The sequence below is a fragment of the Myxococcus sp. AM010 genome, assembly GCF_013372585.1.
GTDB lineage: Bacteria > Myxococcota > Myxococcia > Myxococcales > Myxococcaceae > Myxococcus > Myxococcus vastator.
This window is the reverse complement of sequence record NZ_JABXEO010000028.1, coordinates 50,486-71,163: the sequence shown is the minus strand read 5'-3', so window position 1 is coordinate 71,163 and position 20,678 is coordinate 50,486. Positions and strand designations below refer to the sequence as shown.

Genomic DNA, 20,678 nt, shown 5'->3' with positions numbered 1-20,678 from the left:
CCCCCCAGTCCAGGCCGCCCTCCCACGAGGGGTCCGGCAGGGGCCGCCGGCCTGTTGGCGATGGACTGAGCCTCAACACCACGCAGCCGGGGGCCCCCGCGCCGGGGCCAGCCTGGCACTCTCAGTGAGCAGTCCCAGGTGCTCCAGTATCGTCCGCCCCCTCTCGCCTCCTTCACATACGTCAGCCCCCGTAAGCCTGCCTCCACACCTCACGTATGCGTATACGTCGAAGCCGAAGGTCCTCCTCCGCAGTTCTGCGAAAGTCCACACGCGACGTTCTCTCCCCATCGCCCCCCTTCCTGGCCGCTGCCTAGGGGCCACCATTGCCTCCTCCGCTGAGGCGTGGGGAACTCCGGCGTGTTGGTAACACCGTATGGACGTGCACCGGTTGCTGAGGCCGCTTGCTCGATGCCAAGCAACTGCGGCGGCTCTTGAAGGAGCGCGCTCTCAAGGAAATCTCGGCAGCGCTCCGCGGAACGTGCGCCGTTTGCCCTCCACAACAGGTCCCTTGGAACGAACGCCTTGGCGTTGGCGAAGAGATTTGAACCAGTGCCAGCGACGTCGAACAGCTTGTACTCCCAGCACGGCCTGGCCAGCCCAATCCCTGCTTCTCCTCGCCAGTCGAAGTGCGTGTCCTCCACGAACTGCCCGCTGAGAAAGTCGAAGAACTTCAGAGCCCCTTCGAACATCGATTGAAAGGGAGTGGTTGCGAACAGGTGCAGCGCCATCGCCTCAATGCTGGAGGACTTGAATGCCGCCTTCTTCGGCAGCCGGGCATTCCACGACTTCAACACGTTGACCAACGGCTTGAAGCGATTGCCTCGCGCTTGATTGACTTCCATCGCCCGCTCCGCGTGGACCCGGGGAGCCGTGAGAATCCACTCTCCAGCGTCCTTGTCCGGGATCAGGATGAACCCATCCTGATCCGTCTCGATAGCGGGAACCGCGTCGATGTCCAGGTGCTGCATTTCAAGACCGACCGAGCGCCGCTGCCTCCGGACCAAGCTACTCTCTCGGCGCAGACAAATCGCGCCAAGAAGGGTCTCCAAGGCTTTCTCCGGCTCCGGACACCCTCCGGTGAGTGTCAACGCAGATGACGCGTGAAAGGATTAAGCCAAGCGCTTCACTTCCTGCACTGCCTGGGTGGGGTGCGGGGAGGGGCCGAGGCGCACGGGGCCAGCGGGAGTCCAATCCCAATCGCGCGTCTTGCCGCGACAGCGCTCCGGGTGGCGACGCCCTGCCCCAGCAGTTGCGGCACGAGAGAAGTCGGCAGGTGGTGGAGAAGCTGCACACCTGGGCCTGTGAGGCGCGTGTGCTGCCCGAGTCCGCCCTTGGCAAGGCCGTCGCCTTCATGCGCGGCCTGTGGCCAGGCCTCACCCACGTCCTTCGGGACGAGCGCATTCCACTCGACACCAACGCCGTGGAGAGGGCGCCGTGGGGCGTCTTCCTCGGGCGCAAAAACCACTACGGCAGCCGCTCGCGCAGCGGCACCGAGGTGGCCGCCCTCTTCTACTCCCTCCTCGAGTCCGCCAAGCGCTGCGGTGTCGAGCCGAAGGCCTACCTGCGCTCGGCGACGCTCGCCGCCATGGGTCGCCAGGCGGTCCCACGTCCGCACATTATCCTGGACGTTCCCGTTTCCACGTCGCCGACGCCCTGATGTCATCCTCGCGCGCCGTCTCGAAGTTCCGACGCCGTAGCGCGCCGTTCAACGCGATTCGCGCGACCGCGCTTGCACTTGATTAACCAAGTGGTTAGTTTCCCACTTGGTTAATTACACCATGTCGATCGACCCGCTCAGCGCCACCTTTGCAGCACTCGCCGACCCGACCCGGCGCGCGATCCTCGCGCGGCTCGCGAAGGGTGAAACCTCCGTCACGGAGCTCGCGCAACCTTTCGAAATGAGCCTCCCTGCCGTAACGAAGCACCTCAAGGTGCTCGAGCGCGCAGGGCTGATTACGCGGAGCCGCGAAGCGCAGTGGCGCCCCTGCCGACTCGCGCCGAAGCCGCTGAAAGACGCGAACGCCTGGCTTGAGCACTACCGCGAATTCTGGGAGGGCAGCTTCGACCGGCTCGAGGACTACCTCGCCGACCTCCAGGGGCAGAAGCGCCCGGCGCGCGCCCGCAAAGTTCCAACTCCGAAGAAGCCCAAACGAGGAGCACACACATGAACGCAGCGGTCGACCTCAACGAACTCGCGAAGCGGCAGCTGAAGATCTCGCGGCTGATCAGCGCCCCACGCGCGCTCGTCTTTCAGGCGTTCACCGACGCGAAGATGATCTCCAACTGGTGGGGGCCGAACGGCTTCCGCACGACGACGGTGAGCAAAGATGTGCGTCCGGGTGGCGCGTGGAAGTTCACCATGCACGGGCCGGATGGCACCGACTTCCCGAACCACATCGTCTACACGAAGGTCGTCCCCAACGAGCGGCTTGAGTGGGATCACGGCTCGAAGGAGGGCGAGGTGATGTTCAAGGCGGTCGTCACCTTCGAGGATGAGGCGGGACAGACGCGCGTCACGTTGCAGCACACGATGCCCACCGTCGAAGCGCGCGAGCAGGCGGCAAAGTACGCAATCGAAGGCGGCAATCAGACGCTCACGCGACTCGAGCAGCACCTCGCGACGCAGCAGTAGTCGCTCGTCGCTACGGCACCGTGCGCGCGAGTGCCCACGTCAGCGCGGCTTCGAGCTCTGCCTGAGCGTTGATGGTTTTGTCACTCCTCTGCCGAGCGCATACCGCGAATCGATCGCTTCTCCGTCTGCCGGACGCGTCGCGCTCGCGATCCGCTGGGGCGAGCAGCCCCGCGACCGCGAGCGCGCGTAGCGCCAGGGCGCTTACGGGGTCGGCGGCACGATCTCGCGTGCCGAGGGGTAGGCGAAGTCGACCCGCCGCCAGCCGTCCACGCGGAACGTCGTCTCCCAGCCGGCCCACGTGGCCGCCCGATCGTAGTGACCGGTGTTCTCGCCGTCGCGGTCGTGCCATTCGGTGAAGAGGCGGAACTCGTTACGCGGCGTGCCGGAGGCGTCGAAGGGATTGGTGTCGAGGAACAGCAGGTTCCGGGTGCCGCCTTCGACCAGATACGAGACCACCTTCACGCCGAGCCAGCGGCCTTCCTGCAGCTGGTAGTCGAAGGAGGGCGTGAGCGAGAGGTGGTCGTAGGTCGGGTGGTCGAGCTCGCGGTAGGCCTGGGGCGAGACGCCGCCGAACGGGACGTCCATGCCGACGCAGCTCGAGCGCGCCACCTGGGGCTTCGTGTGCTGGCCGCCGCGCATCTTCCAGGACATGGAGTGGTGCGTGCCGTTGTCCTCGTGGGCGCGCACGTAGACGGTGGCCTCGAAGTTCAGGAGGTCGTCGGGGCTGCCGATGAAGCCGTTCTCGAGGGCGCCGTCACGCCAGGTGAAGGACTGCTCGCCGCCGCCGGGACGGAGGTGCAGCCGCACCGTCTTTCCGGCGGGCTTGCCGCTCGCGTACGTGACGCGGTGGCCGGTGGTCGACCAGTAGGGGACGCCGGATTCGAGGCCGGGCGTGGCCTCGTCGCCTTCCATGTCGAAGAATGGCTCGGAGTCGGTGGGGTCGCCGTCGCCGAGGTGGAAGCTGCTGCCGGAGGGCTCGGAGGGGAACAGCATCCCCACTCCGTCCGGACCCACCTCCGCCACGGGAGCGGGCGGAGTGGCCGGGGCGGCGAGCGCCGGAGCGGCGGTGCCAATGACGAGCGTGGAGATGAACGAAGCTCTGAGGAGGTTTGGGATCGTCATGAGCGGCGCAAACCGCGTGCGGTGACGAGATCATCCCGAACGAGAGGCGGCGGAGCGTGCCGGTAGGCGAGCACGCGGCTCTATGCGCGGAGCCCGTTCGACTGACATCCCGGGAGCGTGCGTGCTCCGTACAGCCGACGCGCCGAACTTCTCACTCGGGGAAGTCCTTCAGCCGTGGCGGCTCGCCCCGCGGAACGCTGCTCCTGGGCGAGAGGAGCACGGAGCTCTCAAGGTCGGCGCGCGCACCGTCTCCGCCTGCGCCTCGGGGAGCAGCGCCTGGATCGCGCAGCTGGGGACTTCGCCGCCGACGACGAGCGCGATGCTGGCCAGGTAATCCTCGACGATGGCGGGCCGCGCGAGTACGGCGCCCCAGTTGACGTCGACGGTGAGGTTCCCTCAAGCAGACGAAGAGGAGGCGTGCGCGGGGCTCGAGGCAGCGGCCAGGAAGGAGCCGACGTGCAGCGTGAACAGTTCGCTGGACGACCTAAACCCACAAGCCCATCACCGGACAATGGCTCCCTCGTGGCCATTGAGGCACGCGAGGGACCCTGTATATCTCCTCCCCTCCCTGCCTCCGCTGCCGACGGGCTTGATGCTCGAAACTCCGTTCCCCTCACGGTCCCGCCGCTGGCCCTGCTGACCGTCGAAGACACCCAGAACAAGCAATGCACGCTCCCAGCCTCGCCGAGTTCTTCCGGGTCAAGTGGTCCACGACGTTGGAAGAAGCCTCGTCGCGCAACCGCCTCCTGTTCAAGAGCGTCTTGATTTGGACCGCTGCCCTCATGGCTGCCTTTCAGCCCGGGCTGATGTCTTCGGACTCCCTCGACCAGTACAGCCAGGGCCTCAGCGGGGCGTACAACGACATCCATCCCCCGCTGGGTTCCTTGCTGCTGGGAATCAGCGGAAAGCTGACAGGCTCGCCCTGGCCCGTGCTCATGGCACAACTGCTCGCCATGGGCCTGTGCATGGCGGCGCTGGTGCGCTCCCCCAAGGCACGTGAGGGGCGGTGGGGACTGGTCGTCATGGGCCTGTTCCTGCTCACGCCCACCGTCTGGGCGCTCGCGGTGACGCTCTGGAAGGACGTGATGACGGCGGCGGTCCTCCTGGGCGCCGTCGCGGCGCTCAAGTTCCGCCGGCCCGCCATGGCGCTCGTGCTCCTGATGGCGGGTGTGGCCTTCCGCCACAACGCCATCATCGCGGCGGCGCCCCTGGCCATTCCCGCGGTCCTGCAATGGGCGCCCAAGCAGTGGAGCGCGTTCCGGAAGAGCCAGCTCCTGGCCGTGGCCCTGGTGGGGCTCGTGTTGTCGCCGTCGGTGGTCAGCCGCGCCCTTGGCTCGACGCGCGCATGGGCCGTGGGCCAGCTCTTCCTCTACGACCTGGCGGGCATCTACGCGGCCCATCCCGAGCTCGTTTCGCGGTCCATGCTGTCCAATGACACATCGGGAGATGAAATCGTTCGCCTGTACACGCCGCTTCATGTGTGGCAGTTGTTTGGTGGTGTGGAGGGCGCGCGGCCCATCTCCTTCACGTCGCTCGACTCCCGGCGAAAGGAGCTCCGCGGCGAATGGGCACGCATGATTCGGGAGCAGCCCAGCGCCTGGCTCCGGCACCGGTGGGCGTCATTCGAAAGCATGATCGGCGCGAGCCCAGCCCCAGTCCATTATCCGTTTCATCTGAACATTGATCCCAACTCCTTCCAGCTCCGCGTTCCCAGCGAAGGATGGCTTTACAAGACGCTGCATGAAATCAAGATGCGGCTCGCGAACACGCTCGTCTTCCGGGGCTGGGCGTGGCTCCTCCTGCTCGGAGGCATCGCGCTCGTGGCGCTGCGTAGGGTTCGACAGAAGCCCATCGCCTTCTGCACGGCCATGTCCGGCCTGGGTTATGCCCTCGCCTATCTCTTCATCGGCATCGGCAGCGACTTCCGCTTCATCTATTGGTCGATCATCACGGTCTTCGCCACGCTTGCGCTGCTGCTCACCGAACAGTCTCCCCAGGAAGCGGGCACCTCCGAGCGGGGGCCCGCCGCATCACCCAGCGCGGGGGCCTGAAGCCTCCGAGCGCCAGCACGCATCGTCCCAGGACCTTGCTTCGACGTCTCACCCCAGGTTCACGCCTTGCACATCTGCCTCGGATCCAAGGAACTCTCGCCGTGGGCTTGCCCCGATTTCGTGGGGCAGGCTCACTTCCGGGGGCGGGCCTTTTCGCGTCAGGACTGAATGTGCAACCGGCGCACGCGACGATGCGCCACTCCGCCGGGCTTCCCCAGCGCGGACCCATTCCCCTTCCCAGGAGCAAACTTCATGAGGCGGCTCATCCAGGGACTCTCCCTGACGTCTCTGTGTCTCTCGCTGGCGCTTGTGGTGCCAACAAGTTCTACACGCTGCCCGTCGACTCGAATGACGCCTCGACGACCACGACGTCCATCGGCGTCTGCGCCCTGGAGAGCGGTCTCGCGTCGCAGTCCATGGATAACGCGGCCATCACCGTCACCTACGATGCGACCTCCACGATGTACTACCGTTGCAGCGTGGACGCGGAGCGTGCGCTGACGCTGAAGCTGTCGGGGCCTCCCTCGTCGCGACTGCGCTACCCGCGAGAGACGACGGTTCACCTGGAGGCAGGAGAAATGGGCCTGCTCATCGTGCCGCTCTTCCCGGTGCCTGGGGCGCAGGCCCCCGGCAAGCGCTTCCTGATACCCAGCGCCAGGGGGCCCGCGGCGCCACGCCTGCGTCACTGGCGCGCGCGGCGCTACGAGGGCCCCATCCATCCCGCGATGAGCCTCCTGGGACTGTTCGCGGGCATTATCGCCTGGGGTAGCGGGGTGCACGTGGAGGTAGCAGGGGTGTCGGAGGTGAAGCCTCCTCCACCGCGGCTTCCCGAGGCGCGCTGGAAGGTGATGTGGAAGCCGGGTGCTGAGGCGATTCAGCAGGCCCGCGCCGTGGCCTGAACACCAGGCTCCCATGCGTCAGCGTCGGCATCCGGCCCAGGCCGTCCACCAGAAGCTGGACCCGGCCCGGCGTCGTCTTGAAGAAGCGCCACCACCAGGGCTTCTTGAACGCGGGGAGTCGGCACAGCTCCACGGGCAGGGGCTTCAGCGGGAGGGCTTCCCGACTGAGGCTCGTCAGCGCCCGCAGCTCGCAAACGGGGGGCAGCCGCCAACTGGGGCGCCCCCCGGGGAAGACCTACTCCTGGAACGCCTGGGTGAGCTTCGCGATGGCTCCTGGAAGGCCGCGCACGCGCAGCCGGCTGCCGCTCTCGTCGTGGGACTGGGACACCACCGTGGTGTGCTCGTACACCTCGCCGATGCGCCCCTGCCGGGCGTAGGGAATCACCAGGTCCGCCTCCACCATCGAAGACTCGAAGAAGGCGATGATGTTCTTGCGCAGCATCGCCACGTCGTCCGGCAGGTGCGCGGAGAGCATCAGGGCGTCCGGGTGCTTCGCGAGCAGCGCTTCCTTCGCCGCCGCGTCCAGCCGGTCCGCCTTGTTGAAGAGCAGCTTGCTCGGTACGGCGTCCGCGCCGATTTCCCGGAGCACCGTGCGGGTGACCTCCAGCTGCGCGGCCCACGTGGGGTCCGACGCATCCACCACGTAGAGCAGCAGTGACGCTTCCAGGGCCTCGTCCAGCGTGGAGCGGAAGGACGCGACCAGGTCGTGCGGCAGCTTCTGGATGAAGCCCACCGTGTCGGAGACCAGGATGCGCGGACGGGTCTCCGGCTGCAGCGCGCGCACCGTGGTGTCGAGCGTGGCGAAGAGCTGGTCCGCGACCAGCACCGTGCTGCCCGTCAACGCACGCATCAGCGAGGACTTGCCCGCGTTCGTGTAGCCCACCAGCGCCACCCGCAACTGGTCCCTTCGCGCGTAGCGGCGGTGGTCCTGGTCCTTCTGGATGGCCGCCAGGCCCTCGCGCAGCTCCGCCAGCCGGTCGCGAATCTTGCGGCGGTCCAGCTCCACCGCCGAGTCACCCGCGCCACGCCCCTGCTGCCGCTCGCGGCCTCCAGTGGATTCGCGCAGCCGGGGGGCCAGGTAGTTGAGCCGGGCGATCTCCACCTGCATCCGCGCTTCGTGGCTCTTCGCGTGCCGGTGGAAGATGTCGACAATCACGCCCGCGCGGTCCAGCACCATCGCGCCGGTGGCCTTCTCCAGGTTGCGCAGCTGGCTGGGCGACAGCTCGTGGTCCACGACCACCACGGTGGGCCGGGGCCCCGCCGTGTCGTCTTCTTCCGAAGGTGGAGGCAGCAGCGCGTCCTCCGGCTCCACGTCGCCGGCCTCGTCCTCCTCGGGGTCGGGCTCCGTGTTGGCGGCGGCCTCCCACTTCTCACGGGCCTTCGACATTCGGTCGCTCGCCCCGGACGCAATCACGCCGGAGCCGCCGGTGAGGGCCGCCAGCTCCTTGAGCTTGCCCGTCCCGAGCACCGTGCCCGTGGCCAGCCGCGTCCGCTTCTGGGACACCGTCGCCACCGTGTCATACCCCAGTGTGTGCACCAGCCGGCGCAGCTCCGCGAAGTCCGCGGCGTGCTCTTCGTCGGAGACGCCCGGAAGCTGGACACCGACGAGGACGGCACGCGGACGTTCAGGGAGGGTGGATATCGTCATGCGCATGCTCGTAGCACGTCGGGCCTTCCCGTGACGGGGCGAGTCCACGCCCCCCGCCCCCCAACAGGTCCGGGCGACACCTCGCCTGGATGGGGAGGGGGCAGGAATGCCAGGGGAAGTCCTCCCGGGCAGGGTAGGCTCCCTCCCCATGACATTCGCTTCACTCGGCCTGTCGGACACGCTCACCCGCGCCGTGGCCGGACTCGGATACGACGAACCCACGCCGGTGCAGCGCGCGACCATCCCCGTCGTCTTGCGAGGTGGTGACGTCTGGGCCTCGGCGAAGACGGGCTCGGGGAAGACCGCCGCGTTCCTGCTGCCCATCCTGGAGGCCCTGCGGGCGCGTCCCGGAGGGTCGGTCCGACCGGTGCGGGCCTTCATCCTGGTGCCCACGCGGGAGCTCGCCGCGCAAATCGTCGATTCCATCGAGCGGTACGGCCAACACCTGAAGAAGCCGCTGAAGACCTGCCTCGCGGTCGGTGGTGTCTCCGCCAACCCGCAGATGCTGGCGCTGCGGGGCGGCGCGGACATCGTCGTGGCCACGCCAGGCCGCGCGCTGGACCTGGTGCATCAGAACGCGCTCCGGCTGGACGAGGTGGAGACGCTGGTGCTCGACGAGGCCGACCGGCTGTTCTCGTTGGGCTTCGCCGATGAGCTCAACAGCCTGCTGGCGCTGCTGCCCGCGCGCCGACAGAACCTGTTGTTCTCCGCCACCTTCCCGCCCGCGGTGCGGAAGTTCGCGGAGCATCTGCTGCACGAGCCCACGCGCATCGACGTCGATGACGGGGAGCTGCCCTCGACGGAGTTCATCCTCCAGCGGGCCCTCCAGGTGGATGTGCGCCGGCGCACGATGCTGCTGCGGCACCTGTTGGAAACCCATGCGTGGAGCCATGTGCTCACGTTCGTGGCCAGTCGCTACACGGCGGACCATGTCGCGCTGAAGCTGAACCGCGCCGGCATCGCCGCGACGTCACTGCATGGGGAGCTCAGCCAGGGCGCGCGCACGAAGGCGCTCGCGGACTTCAAGGCGAAGCGCGTGCGCGTGCTCGTGGCCACGGACGTCGCCGCTCGCGGCCTGGACATCGCGCAGCTGCCGGCGGTCGTGAACTACGACTTGCCCCGCTCGACCGTGGACTACGTGCATCGCATCGGCCGCACGGGGCGCGCGGGCGACAAGGGCGTGGCGATCAGCTTCGTCAGCGCGGACACTGAAGCCCACTTCCGACTCATCGAGAAACGCCACCAGCTCGACCTCCCGCGTGAGCAAGTGCCGGGCTTCGAGCCGACGGAAGAGGCCTCGCCGACCCCGCCGCCCCTGGATCCGAACGGCGGCGTGAAGGGTCGGCGCAAGAGCAAGAAGGACAAGCTGCGCGAAGCCGCCGCCGCCGCCGCTCCCCCTTCGAAGCGCAAGCCGTAGCGGCTCCTGCTCCCGCGTGTCCAGCAGGGCCACGCGCGGGTGAGTCTCCCGTGGTGTAGGGTGCGCGAGTGCTGCTCAACGACGGCTACGTGTATCGCGAGAAGCTCGGGCGCCGACCGGGCAGCAGCGCGCTCGCCCATCTGACGGACAAGTATCGCCACTCCTCGGAGGAGGAGTGGCGGGCGCGCTTCGCTCGGGGCGAGGTGCGACTCGACGACGTCACCGCCGACGGCTCGGAGCCGCTGAGGCCGGGGCAGTGGCTGTGCTGGCACCGCCCGCCGTGGGAAGAGGCGGACACGCCGCAGTCCTTCGAGCTCGTGTACGAGGACGCGGAGCTGGTCGTCGTGGTGAAGCCGAGCGGACTGCCGACCCTGCCCTCGGGAGGCTTCCTGAAGAACACCCTCCTCTCCTTCGTCCAGGCACGATGGCCCGAAGCGGTCCCCATGCACCGCCTGGGACGCGCGACGTCGGGCCTCGTGCTCTTCACCCGCACCCGCGACGCGGCCGCGCGCCTGGCGAGCGATTGGCGCGAGGGCCGCGTGCACAAGCGCTACCGCGCGCTCTCCCAGGGGCTCGCCGCCCAGGAGTCCTACGACATCCGCGCGCCCATCGGGCTGGTGCCCCATCCGCTGCTGGGCGAAGTCCATGGTGCCAGTGCGCGGGGCAAGCCCTCACACAGCACGGCCCGGGTGCTGGAGCGGCGCACCGAGCACACCCTCTTCGAGGTGGACATCCACACGGGGCGCTCCGAGCAGATCCGCATCCACCTCGCCTTCATCGGCCACCCGCTCGTGGGGGACCCGCTCTTCGCCGTGGGCGGCCTGCCGCTGGCGGAGCACCCCGGCCTGCCCGGAGACGGCGGCTATCTGCTGCACGCGGAGTCGCTCACCTTCCTGCATCCGCGCTCGGGCGATCACGTTCAGCTTCAGGCGCCACCCCCGCTCGAGCTCCGCGTCCAGGACTCCCGGCGATAGCGCCGGGGCGCATCCCTCCAGCCACGCGTGCGCGCCGGCAACCGGGTGCCTCGCGATGACCTGTTCGGAAGTGGGGACGCGCCACCTGCGCAATGTTGTTCTGCTCCCCAAGCGGACGTCCCCCGGAGCATGCCCGTTGGAAGGGGGCTCCGAGGGACGCCTTCAAGCCGGGAGCTGCTGGCGCAGGGTTACGGGCTCACAGCATGCTGGCGATGTCCTTCACCGGCTGCGGCGCGGCCTCCGTGTTCGCCAGCGCGCCCATGGCGCCTCCGAAGATCATGGAGGCTGGGTTGACGCGGCCCGTGGTGACAGCCCCGAGGACCCCCTCCGCGGCGCCCTTCACGGTGTTGAGGTAGCCCTTCGCGGCGCCCTCGAAGACGCCCTTGACGCCGCCCTCCGAGTTGCCGATGCCCGTCAGGACATTGCTGACGCCCGGCAGGAACCACAGGTGCTTGCCCGCCTCACCCGCGAACCACTGGAAGTTGTCCTTGTTGCTTCCGTCCGCCTTGACGTGGGTGTCCTTCGTGGTCGGCAGCTGGTGCTCACCCAGGAAGGAGTACCCCTTCTCCGCGAAGTCCTTCACCATGCCGGCCTCGGTGCCGTGCCGCGCATCGCCATCCTTGGTGATGCCCTCGATGTTGCCGTCACCCTTGCCATTCTTGACCTTGTTCGACCGGTCGTCGCCAGTGGAGGCCTTCGCGCTGTCGATGAACTCCAGCACCTTGGCCAGCCGGTAGACGGCGTCCGGGTTCTGCTTCGCGTCCTTCAGGTCGAGCTTGGGGTCGATGCCCGTCTGCTTGCACAGCTCCTTGAACTTGATGTCCTTCTGGCGACCCAGGTTCTTCAGCGCGGGGGAGTCATCGACGATCTGCGCCGCCGTCCGCTTGTCTCCAGCCGGGCGCTTGTCCTTGGCGCTGGGGACGCCGGAACCGGTGGGCTCGGGCGCCGGCTTGAGGTTCTGCAGGCTCTCCGGGTCCCTGGGCAGCCCGCGGGGCGCGAAGGCGGCGGGCCCGCTGACCGGACCCTGCGCCCCCGGCAGCATCGGCGCGTTGAAGGACTGCGGGTGGGGGACGCCGCCCATCCCGAACCCGTCCATCGGGTTGGCGTGGCCCATGGGCACGCCGCCAGCCTGGAGCGGCGACATCGGACCGAAGCCGCCCATCGGCGGGAGCGCCGCCGCCGGACCGAAGCCGCCCATCGGCGGGAGCGCCGCCGCCGGACCGAAGCTGTCCATCGCCGGGAGCCCGGCCCCCGGACCGAAGCCGCCCATCGGCGGGAGCGCCGCCGCCGGACCGAAGCCGCCCATCGGCGGGAGCGCCGCCGCCGGACCGAAGCTGTCCATGGGCGGGAGCCCGGCCCCTGGACCGAAGGCGCCCATCGGCGGGAGCGCCGCCGCCGGACCGAAGGCGCCCGCGGCTTGGAGCGCCGCGGGACCGAAGTCAGCCACCGTCTGAAGCGCCGCGGGACCCAAGTCGGTCACGGCCTGGAGCGCCGCCTCCCGGCCGGAGGTCCGTCCGGGCGCGCCGCTCTGGGCCGCCGCCGGGTTGGAGGGCCGTCCGGGCCCACCCGCGGACTGGAACGAATCCACCGGGCCGGAGGGCCGCGCGGCTTGGTTCGCGGGGTTCTGGGAGACGCGCCCTCCCTTGTCCGGGACGGGACCCGCCGAGGGCGACGGCTTCGAGGCCGTGGGAGAGGACTGCGCAGCGTCCGGACGCTTGGGGGAGAAGGAGCGGGTCTTGGCCTTGCCGATCATGGGGATCACCTGGTTTTGACAGCGAAGGAGGAGTGCTGCGGCGAGTCTGTCCCGCCCATGCGCTGTCTCACTGCAGCGCCCATGCCATCTCGGCCATTCAGCGTAACGTACTGATTTCACACAGCGGGGATGGCTCCGGGGCCCCCATGTTAGGTGCTGGGCCGGTGACCGCAGTCACCAGGCGGATGGCGCCAGTCACCACCGAGGTGTCGTGGGCTCCAGAGGTCGCGGAGTTGCCAGGCCCCTGTCGGCGTCATCCGGTCCGCCCGCTTCTCTCCGCGCGCCATCTCCGTGAAGGGTCCCCGCGACGGCGCTGGGGCCGTTCTCTTCGAGGCTCGTGAAGGATGCCCTGGCCGCGGCGCCTGGACCTCGACCGGAGCGTAGAGGCAGGATGGAAGCCGTGTTGAGGGTGAGCGCTGGAGCGGAGACACCGAAGTGGGCCGCTGACGGTTGCCGCCTCCCGAGCAGCACGTGGGCAGGTCCAGCTCGCCCCGCTGCCCGCGCGGCTCAAGTCTGGAACCTCTGGAGGAGACCATGAAAAAGACAGGCGCGAGCGAAGGCCCGCCGGCGTCGGAGCGCATCTCACAGAGAATCGCCGACCTGGGGGGCTGGCGCGGCGAAACCCTCGCCAGGATGCGCAAGCTCATCAAGGATGCGGACCCGGATGTCGTCGAGGAGTGGAAGTGGATGGGCACTCCAGTCTGGTCGCACGACGGCATCATCTGCACGGGCGAGTCCTACAAAGAGGTCGTGAAGCTGACCTTCATCAAGGGCGCGTCCCTGCCGGACCCAGCCGGCCTCTTCAACGCGAGCCTCGAAGGAAACACGCGCCGCGCCATCGACATCCGCGAGGGAGAGAAGGTGGACGCGTCCGCCTTCAAAGCACTCATCCGACAGGCGGTCGCCCTCAACAGCAAGGGCAAGGCGAAGCCCTCGAAGAAGACGAAGTCCTGAGGGCTGCCCGGAAGCACGTCCGCGATCGAGAACGCACGGTCTCCTCCGGCGAAGCAGGACGGAAACCCCGCCCCCTGCCAGTTCGAGTTCATCCACCGCTTCGTCCTCGCCCGTCCTCCCGAGGCCGCTCCGCCTGGTCAAGGCCGGCCAGGTGCTGAAGCCGCCGCCGGAGTCCATCGTCAACGCGTGACGGTGGAAACAATCAAGGGGCCGCGCGGCTGACGACCCCCGCTCCACGTCCGAGGCACTCTCCGATAGCCGGGCGCCTTCGAGCTGCATCCAGACCTGCTCCGCGCCGGGAAGCAGCACCCTCCCCTGTGCCCCCAGATGAAAGGCGACGTCCGCCAGTCTCACCCCGGCAGTGCAGGAGTTGAAGCGCATCGGTTGAACTCTCTCACGCGACAACTACCTTGACGCTCACCGGTGGCAACCGACACCGCCCCCCTCGGGAAAGCCCGTCCCAACCGGCCCCACCCCGGCGTATCATCGTTGGGGCCTCGGCTCGAATCCAGGAGGCCCTAGTTCCCTCAATGCCGTTGAACGCCGACAAGCCGAAATAGCATTCGCTACCCAGGCAAGCACATGACCTTTCGCTAGCTCCCCCCATGGCAAGCAAGAACTTCTACATCATGCTGGCGGATCCCCCCTGGGCGGGCCCGACATCAAAAATCATCTCAGGCCCAGACATCCAGGTGAATGACGGACTCCTCCTGAGCAACGTACAACAGGGCTATTCAATCGTCCTGTCCGTAGACGAGAAGGCGAAGAATGTCTCCGAGTTCCCTCCGTGTGACATCCACGGCGCCTCTCGTGCCCTCCTGTTTTCTCAGCGGCTTGTCGAGCTGCTCACGGAGCTCGGGGTAGACAATGTTCAATACTTCGATGCAGATGTTGTCTATGAGCCTACCGGGCAAAAGCTCCCCTACAAGGTGGCGAACGTAGTCGGCATCGTGAACGGACTCGACCTGAACCAGTCGGACGTCGTGATATCCAGCCGTGGAAACGTCCTGGCAATCAAGGAAATGTGCCTGGACGAAGACAAGCTACAGGGCCAGAAAATCTGCCGCCTGCGTGAGGACATCATGCTGATTGTCGTTCACAAGAGCATCAAGGAAGCCGTTGAACAGGCGGCGCTCACCGGGTTCATGTTCGTTGCCGATGATGAATATGAGCCGGGCATGATTTAAACCGAGCTTCGTGAACCTCGAGCAGGTCGGAGAACAGGCGGGCGGAGCTCGCCCACGAGCAGGCCCGGGGCAGCGGCCTGGGTGGGAGCGGCGCCACCACCGCGCGCGCAGGCGTCGCGCCGTGACGCCGCGCCATGAAGTGCCAGCTCGTCCCGCGGGCCTGCGCCCCACGGTGCACCCCTTCGTGCCCCGCTCCAAAAGGTGGGTCTGCTTCACGCGCACCTCGCCCGAGGGCGTCACCTCCAGCAGATACTGCGTCAGGTTGGAGCCCTCTCCACACGCGAACCCCTGCGTGGCGACGATGATGAAGGCCCCGTCCGCGTTGGCCTTCACCGCGCCCTTCTCCAATTGGGTGCAGCTCACGTCGTAGCCCTCCGCGAAGACCCGGAGCAGCGCGTCCTGCGAGGTGTCGATTTCGCCCAGGAAGTCCTGGAGCGCCTCCTCAAAGGTGCGGGCATCCCCTCGCGTCGTCACGAGGTATTACGAGTAGCAGCCCGGCTCGCAGCGGGAGCGAAACCCCTCCTCGGAGGAGAGGGCCTCGAGCTCCGCGTTGCACGCCACCGGCTGCGTGGCGGTCTCGCACGGCCTCCCCGAGGACGCGAGGGGCTGCTCCCGGGGCGTGGTGTACAGGTCGGCGACGAGCCGCAGCTCGACGAAGTCCGTCTGTGCCGCGGGAGAGCGCCCTCCGACCGACGGGCTTCCATCATCGCAGGTGGGGAGTGAGTAGCCTTCCAGGGAAATACCCCCACAGCCACAACCGGTGAGCAGCAGCGGGGACGCCAGTGACGCACTCAGCGCTCGGGCGGAGAGCCAACGCAGTTGATCCGAGCTCACGTAGCACGCCTCTTTGGAAACGACCTCGCCTTCGAAAGCAATGACGATGCCAGGAGCGATTCATTCGAGGAACCCGGGGGGCGCCGGCTGAACCATGTCGGTGTTTTCCACGAGCGGACTCGGAAACCTGAGGTACTCGCGGTCCTGGCTTGCGCAAGTCGCGCGGCAGCGGCGGCCCAGCGGGCTCGACATGACGCCGCCCTCGCGCTGGCATGGCGACTCCGCGGGAGGCGGCCCACTCCGAGCCGCGACAATGCCCCGGCGGAGCCCTCCCTGCACCGAGGGCCACGCCCGCCCACCTGACGGGTTGAATCCCAACGCGCCAGGGGGCGCCACGGGGCCCGACCCCGTGGCTCGGATGCGACGCCGCCCAGGCGGATTTCCCCTCCCGGACCACCCGTCGCGGTTCGCAGGCATCAAGAATCCGGCCGCGCCCACGTAATGACATATATCCGGCGACCCCGCGGGTTGACCATACATCCAGACAGGCACGTCTGGGAAGAACCCACCCAGAGCCCTTTGTTCTAGCGAACTGACAAGGCCGGTTCGACAGGAAGACTTGGGAGGTGATGTAAAATGACAGACAAAAACGCACGTGCCGGGCCCTGGCCTGATGGACGACGGAGCGGTATCACTACGCCCGCTCGAAAACACCCGCGAACGGCTCCACGGCAATAACCATACGAATCCACTGATATCCTGATTTACTTGACAAATAAGAATCCACGATTAAATGTATCGAGAGGTCAGACGTCAGCTCAATCAGCGGGATAAAGGGATGAGCGCACGCGCATCCAACGGGGACCGCCCGAGGCCGGTGGCCCTGATGAGCGCCCCACGGTGCGTCCGGCCAGTCTTCTTCACCTGGCGGCCCAGGGTGTTCTGGTTGGTCTAGATTTGCAGGTACGCGCATGCCCTGCCTGTGATAGGCGGAGGGAGCCTCATATCCCAAAGGAGATCACACATGTCGAACCCACTCCACGCCCTGCTGATTGCACAGTTCACCGAAGCGCCGGTCAACAAGCTGCTGGGCGTCACGCTCGAATACAACGACCAGAACGAAGCCATCTGCCGCTGGAAGCGCAAGCCTGACTTCGACCATGGGATGCAGGACACGCATGGCGGCATCCTGGCGACGCTGCTGGACATGGCCGGCTGGTTCACGGCCGCCGCGCACAGCGGGGCCATCGTCGTCACGTCGGACATCAACGTGCGGCTCCTCCAGCCCGCGAAGCAGCAGGACCTGGTGGCCACCGCGAAGGTCATCCGTGACGGCTCCAAGGCCGTCATCGCGGAGATGACCGTGACGTCTCCGAAGGGCCTGGTGGCCATGGCCACCGCGTCCTTCGCGAAGATCGGCGAGCTGCCCAAGGGCTGACGCCCCGCGCCGGAGCCCGGCGGTCGTCCAGACCTTTCCTCGTCCACCGCGACGATGCCGCCGTGCCCACGCCGGGCGCGGCGGCGCCGCCGCCCCACATGGAGTCATGACGCACGTGCAGCCAGAACAACGGGTCATCGAAAATCCAGCAGGGATGGGTCTCGAAGGGGTCATGACGGATTCCGCCGACGCGCTCCGTTTCTCTCCCACGCTGGTCCACGCGCTGCGGCACTGGGCGAAGGTGCAGCCCCAGAAGAACGCGTTCACCTATCTGAGCGGCCGGGATCAACCGGAGCAGCCCATCACCTACGGTGAGCTGGCGCGCACCGTGTTCGGCGTGGCCGCGCACCTGGAGCGCGAGGGCTTCCGCGGCGAGCGGGTGCTCATCGTCATGCGCTCCGGGCTGGAGTACATCGTCGGCTTCCTGGCCTGCGTCGCCGCGGGCGCCATCGCCGCCCCGCTCTACCCGCCGGCGAGCGACAAGGACTGGGTGAAGCTGCGCGCCATCACCCGGGACTGCCAGCCGAAGGCGATGCTGGTGGCGCGCTCCGTGGACGCAAGCCACGCCGCGCAGCAGCCGGACTGCCCCGCGCTGGTCATCGGGGAGCTGATCGCCGCGCACGGCGGCGGCGACCCCACCGGCGCCGGGCTGCCCACGCCCCAGCCAGACGACCTGGCCTTCCTCCAGTACACGTCCGGCTCGACGGGGGACCCCAAGGGGGTGATGGTCACCCACCGCAGCATCGTCCACAACAACCGCATGACGGCCGTGGCCATGGGCAACACGCGCGACAGCGTCATCGTGACGTGGCTGCCGCTGTACCACGACATGGGCCTCATCGGGATGATCCTCCAGTCGCTGGGGCTGGGGGCGCGCACGGTGCTGATGGCGCCCAAGAGCTTCGTGCGCGACCCGGCGCTGTGGCTCCAGGCGGTGTCCACCTACCGGGGCACCTGCGCGGGCGGGCCCAACTTCGCCTACGACATCTGCATCGAGAAGGTGGACGACGCCGTCATCGGCACCCTGGACCTGTCGTCATGGAGGAGCGCCTTCAACGGCGCGGAGCCCATCAAGGCCAGCACGCTGGAGCGCTTCCAGCGCCGGTTCGAGCGCGCGGGCTTCCGGAGCGAGATGTTCTTCCCCTGCTACGGCCTGGCGGAGGCCACGCTGTTCGTCGCGGGCGGGCCACGCGGCAAGGCCCCCACCACGTTCGAGCTGCGGGACGAGCGGCGCGTGCAGACGCTGGTGGGCATGGCGCTGGACCAGGGCGAGCAGACGGTGCGCATCGTCGACCCGGAGTCCTGGACGCTCCAGCCCGACGCGCGGGTGGGCGAGGTCTGGCTCAAGAGCGACAGCGTCACGCGCGGCTACTGGAACCGGGCCAAGGCGACGGCGGACACCTTCCACGCGTACACCACCGACACCGGCGAGGGCCCCTTCCTGCGCACCGGTGATTTGGGCTTCGTCCACGAGGGCAGCCTCTACATCACCGGCCGCATCAAGGAGCTCATCATCGTCAACGGCTTCAACCACCATCCCCAGGACATCGAGGACACGATCCAGGCGCTGTCGGACGACCTGCGCGTCCACTGCGGCGCGGCGTTCAGCTTCGACGACGAGAAGCTGGCCGTCGTCCAGGCCGTGACGCGGGGACGGGAGGTGGCGCCGCGCTTCGAGGCGCTCACCGCGAGCATCCGCCGTGAGGTGCTGCGGGTGCATGGGGTCGCGCCCGCGTACATCGCGCTGGTCAACGCAGGGATGATCCCCAAGACGAGCAGCGGGAAGATTCAGCGCGGCGAGGTGCGCAGGGCGTTCCTCGACGGCACGCTGGAGGTCCTCCACGACTGGCGGCCGGAGCCTCCCCAGCAGGCCGCCCCCCTCCGCGCCGTCCCCGGGGACGCCAAGGCGCTCCGGCCCGTGGTAGAGGAGAAGCTCGCCTGGGTGCGAGACTACTGCGCCACGCGGCTCAACTCGTTCGTCATGGACGAGCGGCGCACGCTGCCGCCCTACGTCGTCCTCGACTTCGGCAATCAGGGCCTCCTGGGGATGCTCGTCCCGGAGGCGCACGGCGGCCTGGGCTTCACCACGCGCGAGTTCCTGCGGGTGATGGAGCTGCTCGGCAGCAAGGACATGACGCTGGCGCTGTTCGTGGGCCTCAACAACGTGCTGGGCGTGCGCCCGGTGCTGCGCTTCGGCGGAGAGCAGCTCAAGGCCCGGTACCTGCCGGCGCTGGCGCGCGGCCGGGAGCTGGCGGCCTTCTCGCTGACGGAGCCCGGCGCGGGGTCCAACCCCCAGGCCCTGGAGACGACGGCCCGGGCCTCCGGTGACGGCTACCGGCTGAGCGGAATGAAAATCTGGAGCGGCTCCGCGGCGTGGGCCGGGCTGCTGAACGTCTTCGCGCGGCACGTGGACGCGAACGGGCAACCGGCGGGCTTCTCCGCGTTCGCCATTCCGCAGGGCAGCCCAGGCGTGCGCCAGGGCCCCGAGGCGCTCACCATGGGCCTGAGGGGGATGATCCAGAACACCGTCCACCTGGAGGACGTGCCGGTGGAGCCATGGCAGCTGCTCGGCGAGCCCGGCGACGGCATGGCCGTGGCGCAGGACACGCTGTGCTACGGGCGGCTCGCCATCGCCTCCGTGTGCCTGGGGGCCACCCGGCTGTGCGTGCAGCTGATGCTCCAGTACGCCCAGGGCCGCCGCGTCTCCACGGGCCCCCTGCTCCAGAACCCCTACACCCGCGCGGTGCTGGGCGAGGCGATGCACCAGATCGCCGCCATTAAAGCGCTCATCGACCGCGTCGTGGGCAAAGTCGAAGCGGGCCAGGACGTGGCGCCAGAGGTGCTGGCGGTGTGCAAGTCGGTGTCCACGGAGGTGCTGTGGACCACAGTGGACCGCACCATGCAACTGGCGGGCGGACGGGGCTACCTCGAGTCCAACTTCATCCCGCAGCTGTTCCGCGACGCCCGCATCTTCCGCATCTTCGAGGGGCCCACGGAGACGCTGCACCACTTCGTCGGCACCTCGGCGCTGCGAGGTCGGCCGGTGCTGCGCGCCTTCCTGCGCGAGTCCCTGGACGAGGACACGGTGCGGACGCACTACGACGCCGTCCTCGCCGCGCTCCAGCCCGCCCGGCCGGGCGAGCGCGACACGTCCCTGGAGGACTGGCAGGGCCTGCGGTTCGGCGAGTACGTCGATGACCTGGTCCTCTACGCCGCCGCGGCTGGAAGCGGCGTTGACGCGGCGACGCGCCGCTGGCTGCACGAGCGGCTCCAGGCAGCCCTGGCCCGGGTCACCCAGGCGACGCGAGCGTTCCCGGAGCTGCCGGGCGCCGAAGCGCTGCGTGCCTTCGGTGAGGCGCTGGACCGCGACTTCGGGCGCCGGGGCAACGGCACCGCGATGCCCGACGTGTCGCTCGACGCGCTCTTCACCCCCACGTCCGCCGCGCCCACCGCCCCTCCGCCAGCGCCGGCGGCGGCGCCCTCCGCGCCCGTGGTGGCGGCCCCACCCGCCATGCACGTGGTGGCGGCGCCAACCCCGGTGGGGCGCGCGGAGGTGGAGGCCTTCATCCGCCAGTGGATCTCCGGCCGGTGCGCCAGGCCCGTGGCGTCGCTCCAGGGTGACGTGGAGTTCGCCATGCTGGGCCTGGGCTCCATCGACGCCATCGACCTGGGAGCCGCGCTGTCGGACGAGTACGCGCTGACCGTCGACCCCTCCGTCCTCTTCAGCTACCCGAACATCCGGGAGCTCGCCGGCTTCCTTCTGGGAAGGTTGAACAAGAGGAGCGGCGCGAAGGTGGCCGGGTAGTCCGGCCGCTGTTTCCTGGGCGGA

General features: G+C 68.4%; 17 protein-coding genes. 12 read left to right on the top strand and 5 right to left on the bottom strand.

Going from position 1 to position 20,678, the window contains the following annotated elements:
* Nucleotides 1–209: 209 nt before the first annotated feature.
* Entirely contained in the window at nt 210–1,088 is an 879-nt protein-coding gene (locus tag HV826_RS15570; RefSeq protein WP_255217246.1) for an SMODS domain-containing nucleotidyltransferase, read from the bottom strand.
* Nucleotides 1,089–1,093: 5 nt separating this feature from the next.
* Here HV826_RS15570 and HV826_RS15565 point away from each other — a divergent pair, with 5 nt between their 5' ends.
* The 3 genes from HV826_RS15565 (at nt 1,094) to HV826_RS15555 (ending at nt 2,632) form a co-directional block, all read left to right on the top strand.
* Entirely contained in the window at nt 1,094–1,657 is a 564-nt protein-coding gene (locus HV826_RS15565; RefSeq protein ID WP_255217245.1) for a transposase, read from the top strand.
* 121 nt (nt 1,658–1,778) lie between these two features.
* Complete coding sequence (locus tag HV826_RS15560) at nt 1,779–2,168, top strand: helix-turn-helix transcriptional regulator (RefSeq protein WP_163778321.1); 390 nt, start codon at nt 1,779–1,781, stop codon at nt 2,166–2,168.
* A complete protein-coding gene (locus HV826_RS15555) occupies nt 2,165–2,632 on the top strand; it encodes an SRPBCC family protein (protein WP_176417799.1) in 468 nt (155 codons plus the stop codon). The genes HV826_RS15560 and HV826_RS15555 overlap by 4 nt, the downstream gene beginning before the upstream one ends.
* A 201-nt stretch (nt 2,633–2,833) precedes the next feature.
* Here the strand turns inward: HV826_RS15555 and HV826_RS15550 are convergent, their stop codons facing one another.
* Nucleotides 2,834–3,754 (bottom strand): hypothetical protein, encoded by a 921-nt coding sequence (locus HV826_RS15550; protein WP_176417797.1) that lies wholly within the window; start codon nt 3,752–3,754, stop codon nt 2,834–2,836.
* Between the two features lie 782 nt (nt 3,755–4,536).
* On the opposite strand from HV826_RS15550, the gene HV826_RS15545 reads away from it, so the two are divergent.
* A complete protein-coding gene (locus HV826_RS15545; protein WP_255207886.1) occupies nt 4,537–5,805 on the top strand; it encodes a hypothetical protein in 1,269 nt (422 codons plus the stop codon).
* A 290-nt stretch (nt 5,806–6,095) separates the two neighbouring features.
* Nucleotides 6,096–6,704: a hypothetical protein gene (locus HV826_RS37225; RefSeq protein WP_255207887.1), complete on the top strand. Its 609-nt coding sequence runs from the start codon at nt 6,096–6,098 to the stop codon at nt 6,702–6,704.
* Between the two features lie 235 nt (nt 6,705–6,939).
* Here the strand turns inward: HV826_RS37225 and hflX are convergent, their stop codons facing one another.
* A complete protein-coding gene (hflX, locus tag HV826_RS15535; protein ID WP_407938402.1) occupies nt 6,940–8,358 on the bottom strand; it encodes a GTPase HflX in 1,419 nt (472 codons plus the stop codon).
* Nucleotides 8,359–8,500: 142 nt separating this feature from the next.
* Between hflX and HV826_RS15530 the strand changes: the two genes are divergently transcribed.
* Complete coding sequence (locus HV826_RS15530) at nt 8,501–9,769, top strand: DEAD/DEAH box helicase (RefSeq protein WP_176417793.1); 1,269 nt, start codon at nt 8,501–8,503, stop codon at nt 9,767–9,769.
* A gap of 68 nt (nt 9,770–9,837) precedes the next feature.
* Nucleotides 9,838–10,743 (top strand): RluA family pseudouridine synthase, encoded by a 906-nt coding sequence (locus HV826_RS15525; RefSeq protein WP_176417792.1) that lies wholly within the window; start codon nt 9,838–9,840, stop codon nt 10,741–10,743.
* A gap of 196 nt (nt 10,744–10,939) precedes the next feature.
* Here the strand turns inward: HV826_RS15525 and HV826_RS37220 are convergent, their stop codons facing one another.
* Nucleotides 10,940–12,496: a hypothetical protein gene (locus tag HV826_RS37220; protein ID WP_255207888.1), complete on the bottom strand. Its 1,557-nt coding sequence runs from the start codon at nt 12,494–12,496 to the stop codon at nt 10,940–10,942.
* Nucleotides 12,497–13,030: 534 nt separating this feature from the next.
* Here HV826_RS37220 and HV826_RS15515 point away from each other — a divergent pair.
* The 3 genes from HV826_RS15515 to HV826_RS37215 all read left to right on the top strand — a co-directional run bounded on the left by HV826_RS15515 (nt 13,031) and on the right by HV826_RS37215 (nt 15,007).
* Nucleotides 13,031–13,450 (top strand): DUF1801 domain-containing protein, encoded by a 420-nt coding sequence (locus tag HV826_RS15515; protein WP_176417791.1) that lies wholly within the window; start codon nt 13,031–13,033, stop codon nt 13,448–13,450.
* A gap of 605 nt (nt 13,451–14,055) precedes the next feature.
* Nucleotides 14,056–14,637, top strand: a complete 582-nt coding sequence (locus HV826_RS15510; RefSeq protein WP_176417789.1) for an imm11 family protein — start codon at nt 14,056–14,058, stop codon at nt 14,635–14,637.
* Between the two features lie 121 nt (nt 14,638–14,758).
* A complete protein-coding gene (locus tag HV826_RS37215; RefSeq protein WP_255217244.1) occupies nt 14,759–15,007 on the top strand; it encodes a hypothetical protein in 249 nt (82 codons plus the stop codon).
* 110 nt (nt 15,008–15,117) lie between these two features.
* Here HV826_RS37215 and HV826_RS37210 read toward each other — a convergent pair whose 3' ends face one another.
* Nucleotides 15,118–15,471, bottom strand: a complete 354-nt coding sequence (locus tag HV826_RS37210) for a hypothetical protein (RefSeq protein WP_255217243.1) — start codon at nt 15,469–15,471, stop codon at nt 15,118–15,120.
* Between the two features lie 964 nt (nt 15,472–16,435).
* Here HV826_RS37210 and HV826_RS15500 point away from each other — a divergent pair.
* Both HV826_RS15500 and HV826_RS15495 read left to right on the top strand, forming a co-directional pair.
* Nucleotides 16,436–16,849 (top strand): PaaI family thioesterase, encoded by a 414-nt coding sequence (locus HV826_RS15500; protein ID WP_163778356.1) that lies wholly within the window; start codon nt 16,436–16,438, stop codon nt 16,847–16,849.
* A 172-nt stretch (nt 16,850–17,021) separates the two neighbouring features.
* The gene (locus HV826_RS15495) at nt 17,022–20,654 is read left to right on the top strand and encodes an AMP-binding protein (RefSeq protein ID WP_176417788.1); all 3,633 of its coding nucleotides are present in this window, start codon (nt 17,022–17,024) and stop codon (nt 20,652–20,654) included.
* Nucleotides 20,655–20,678: the final 24 nt, after the last annotated feature.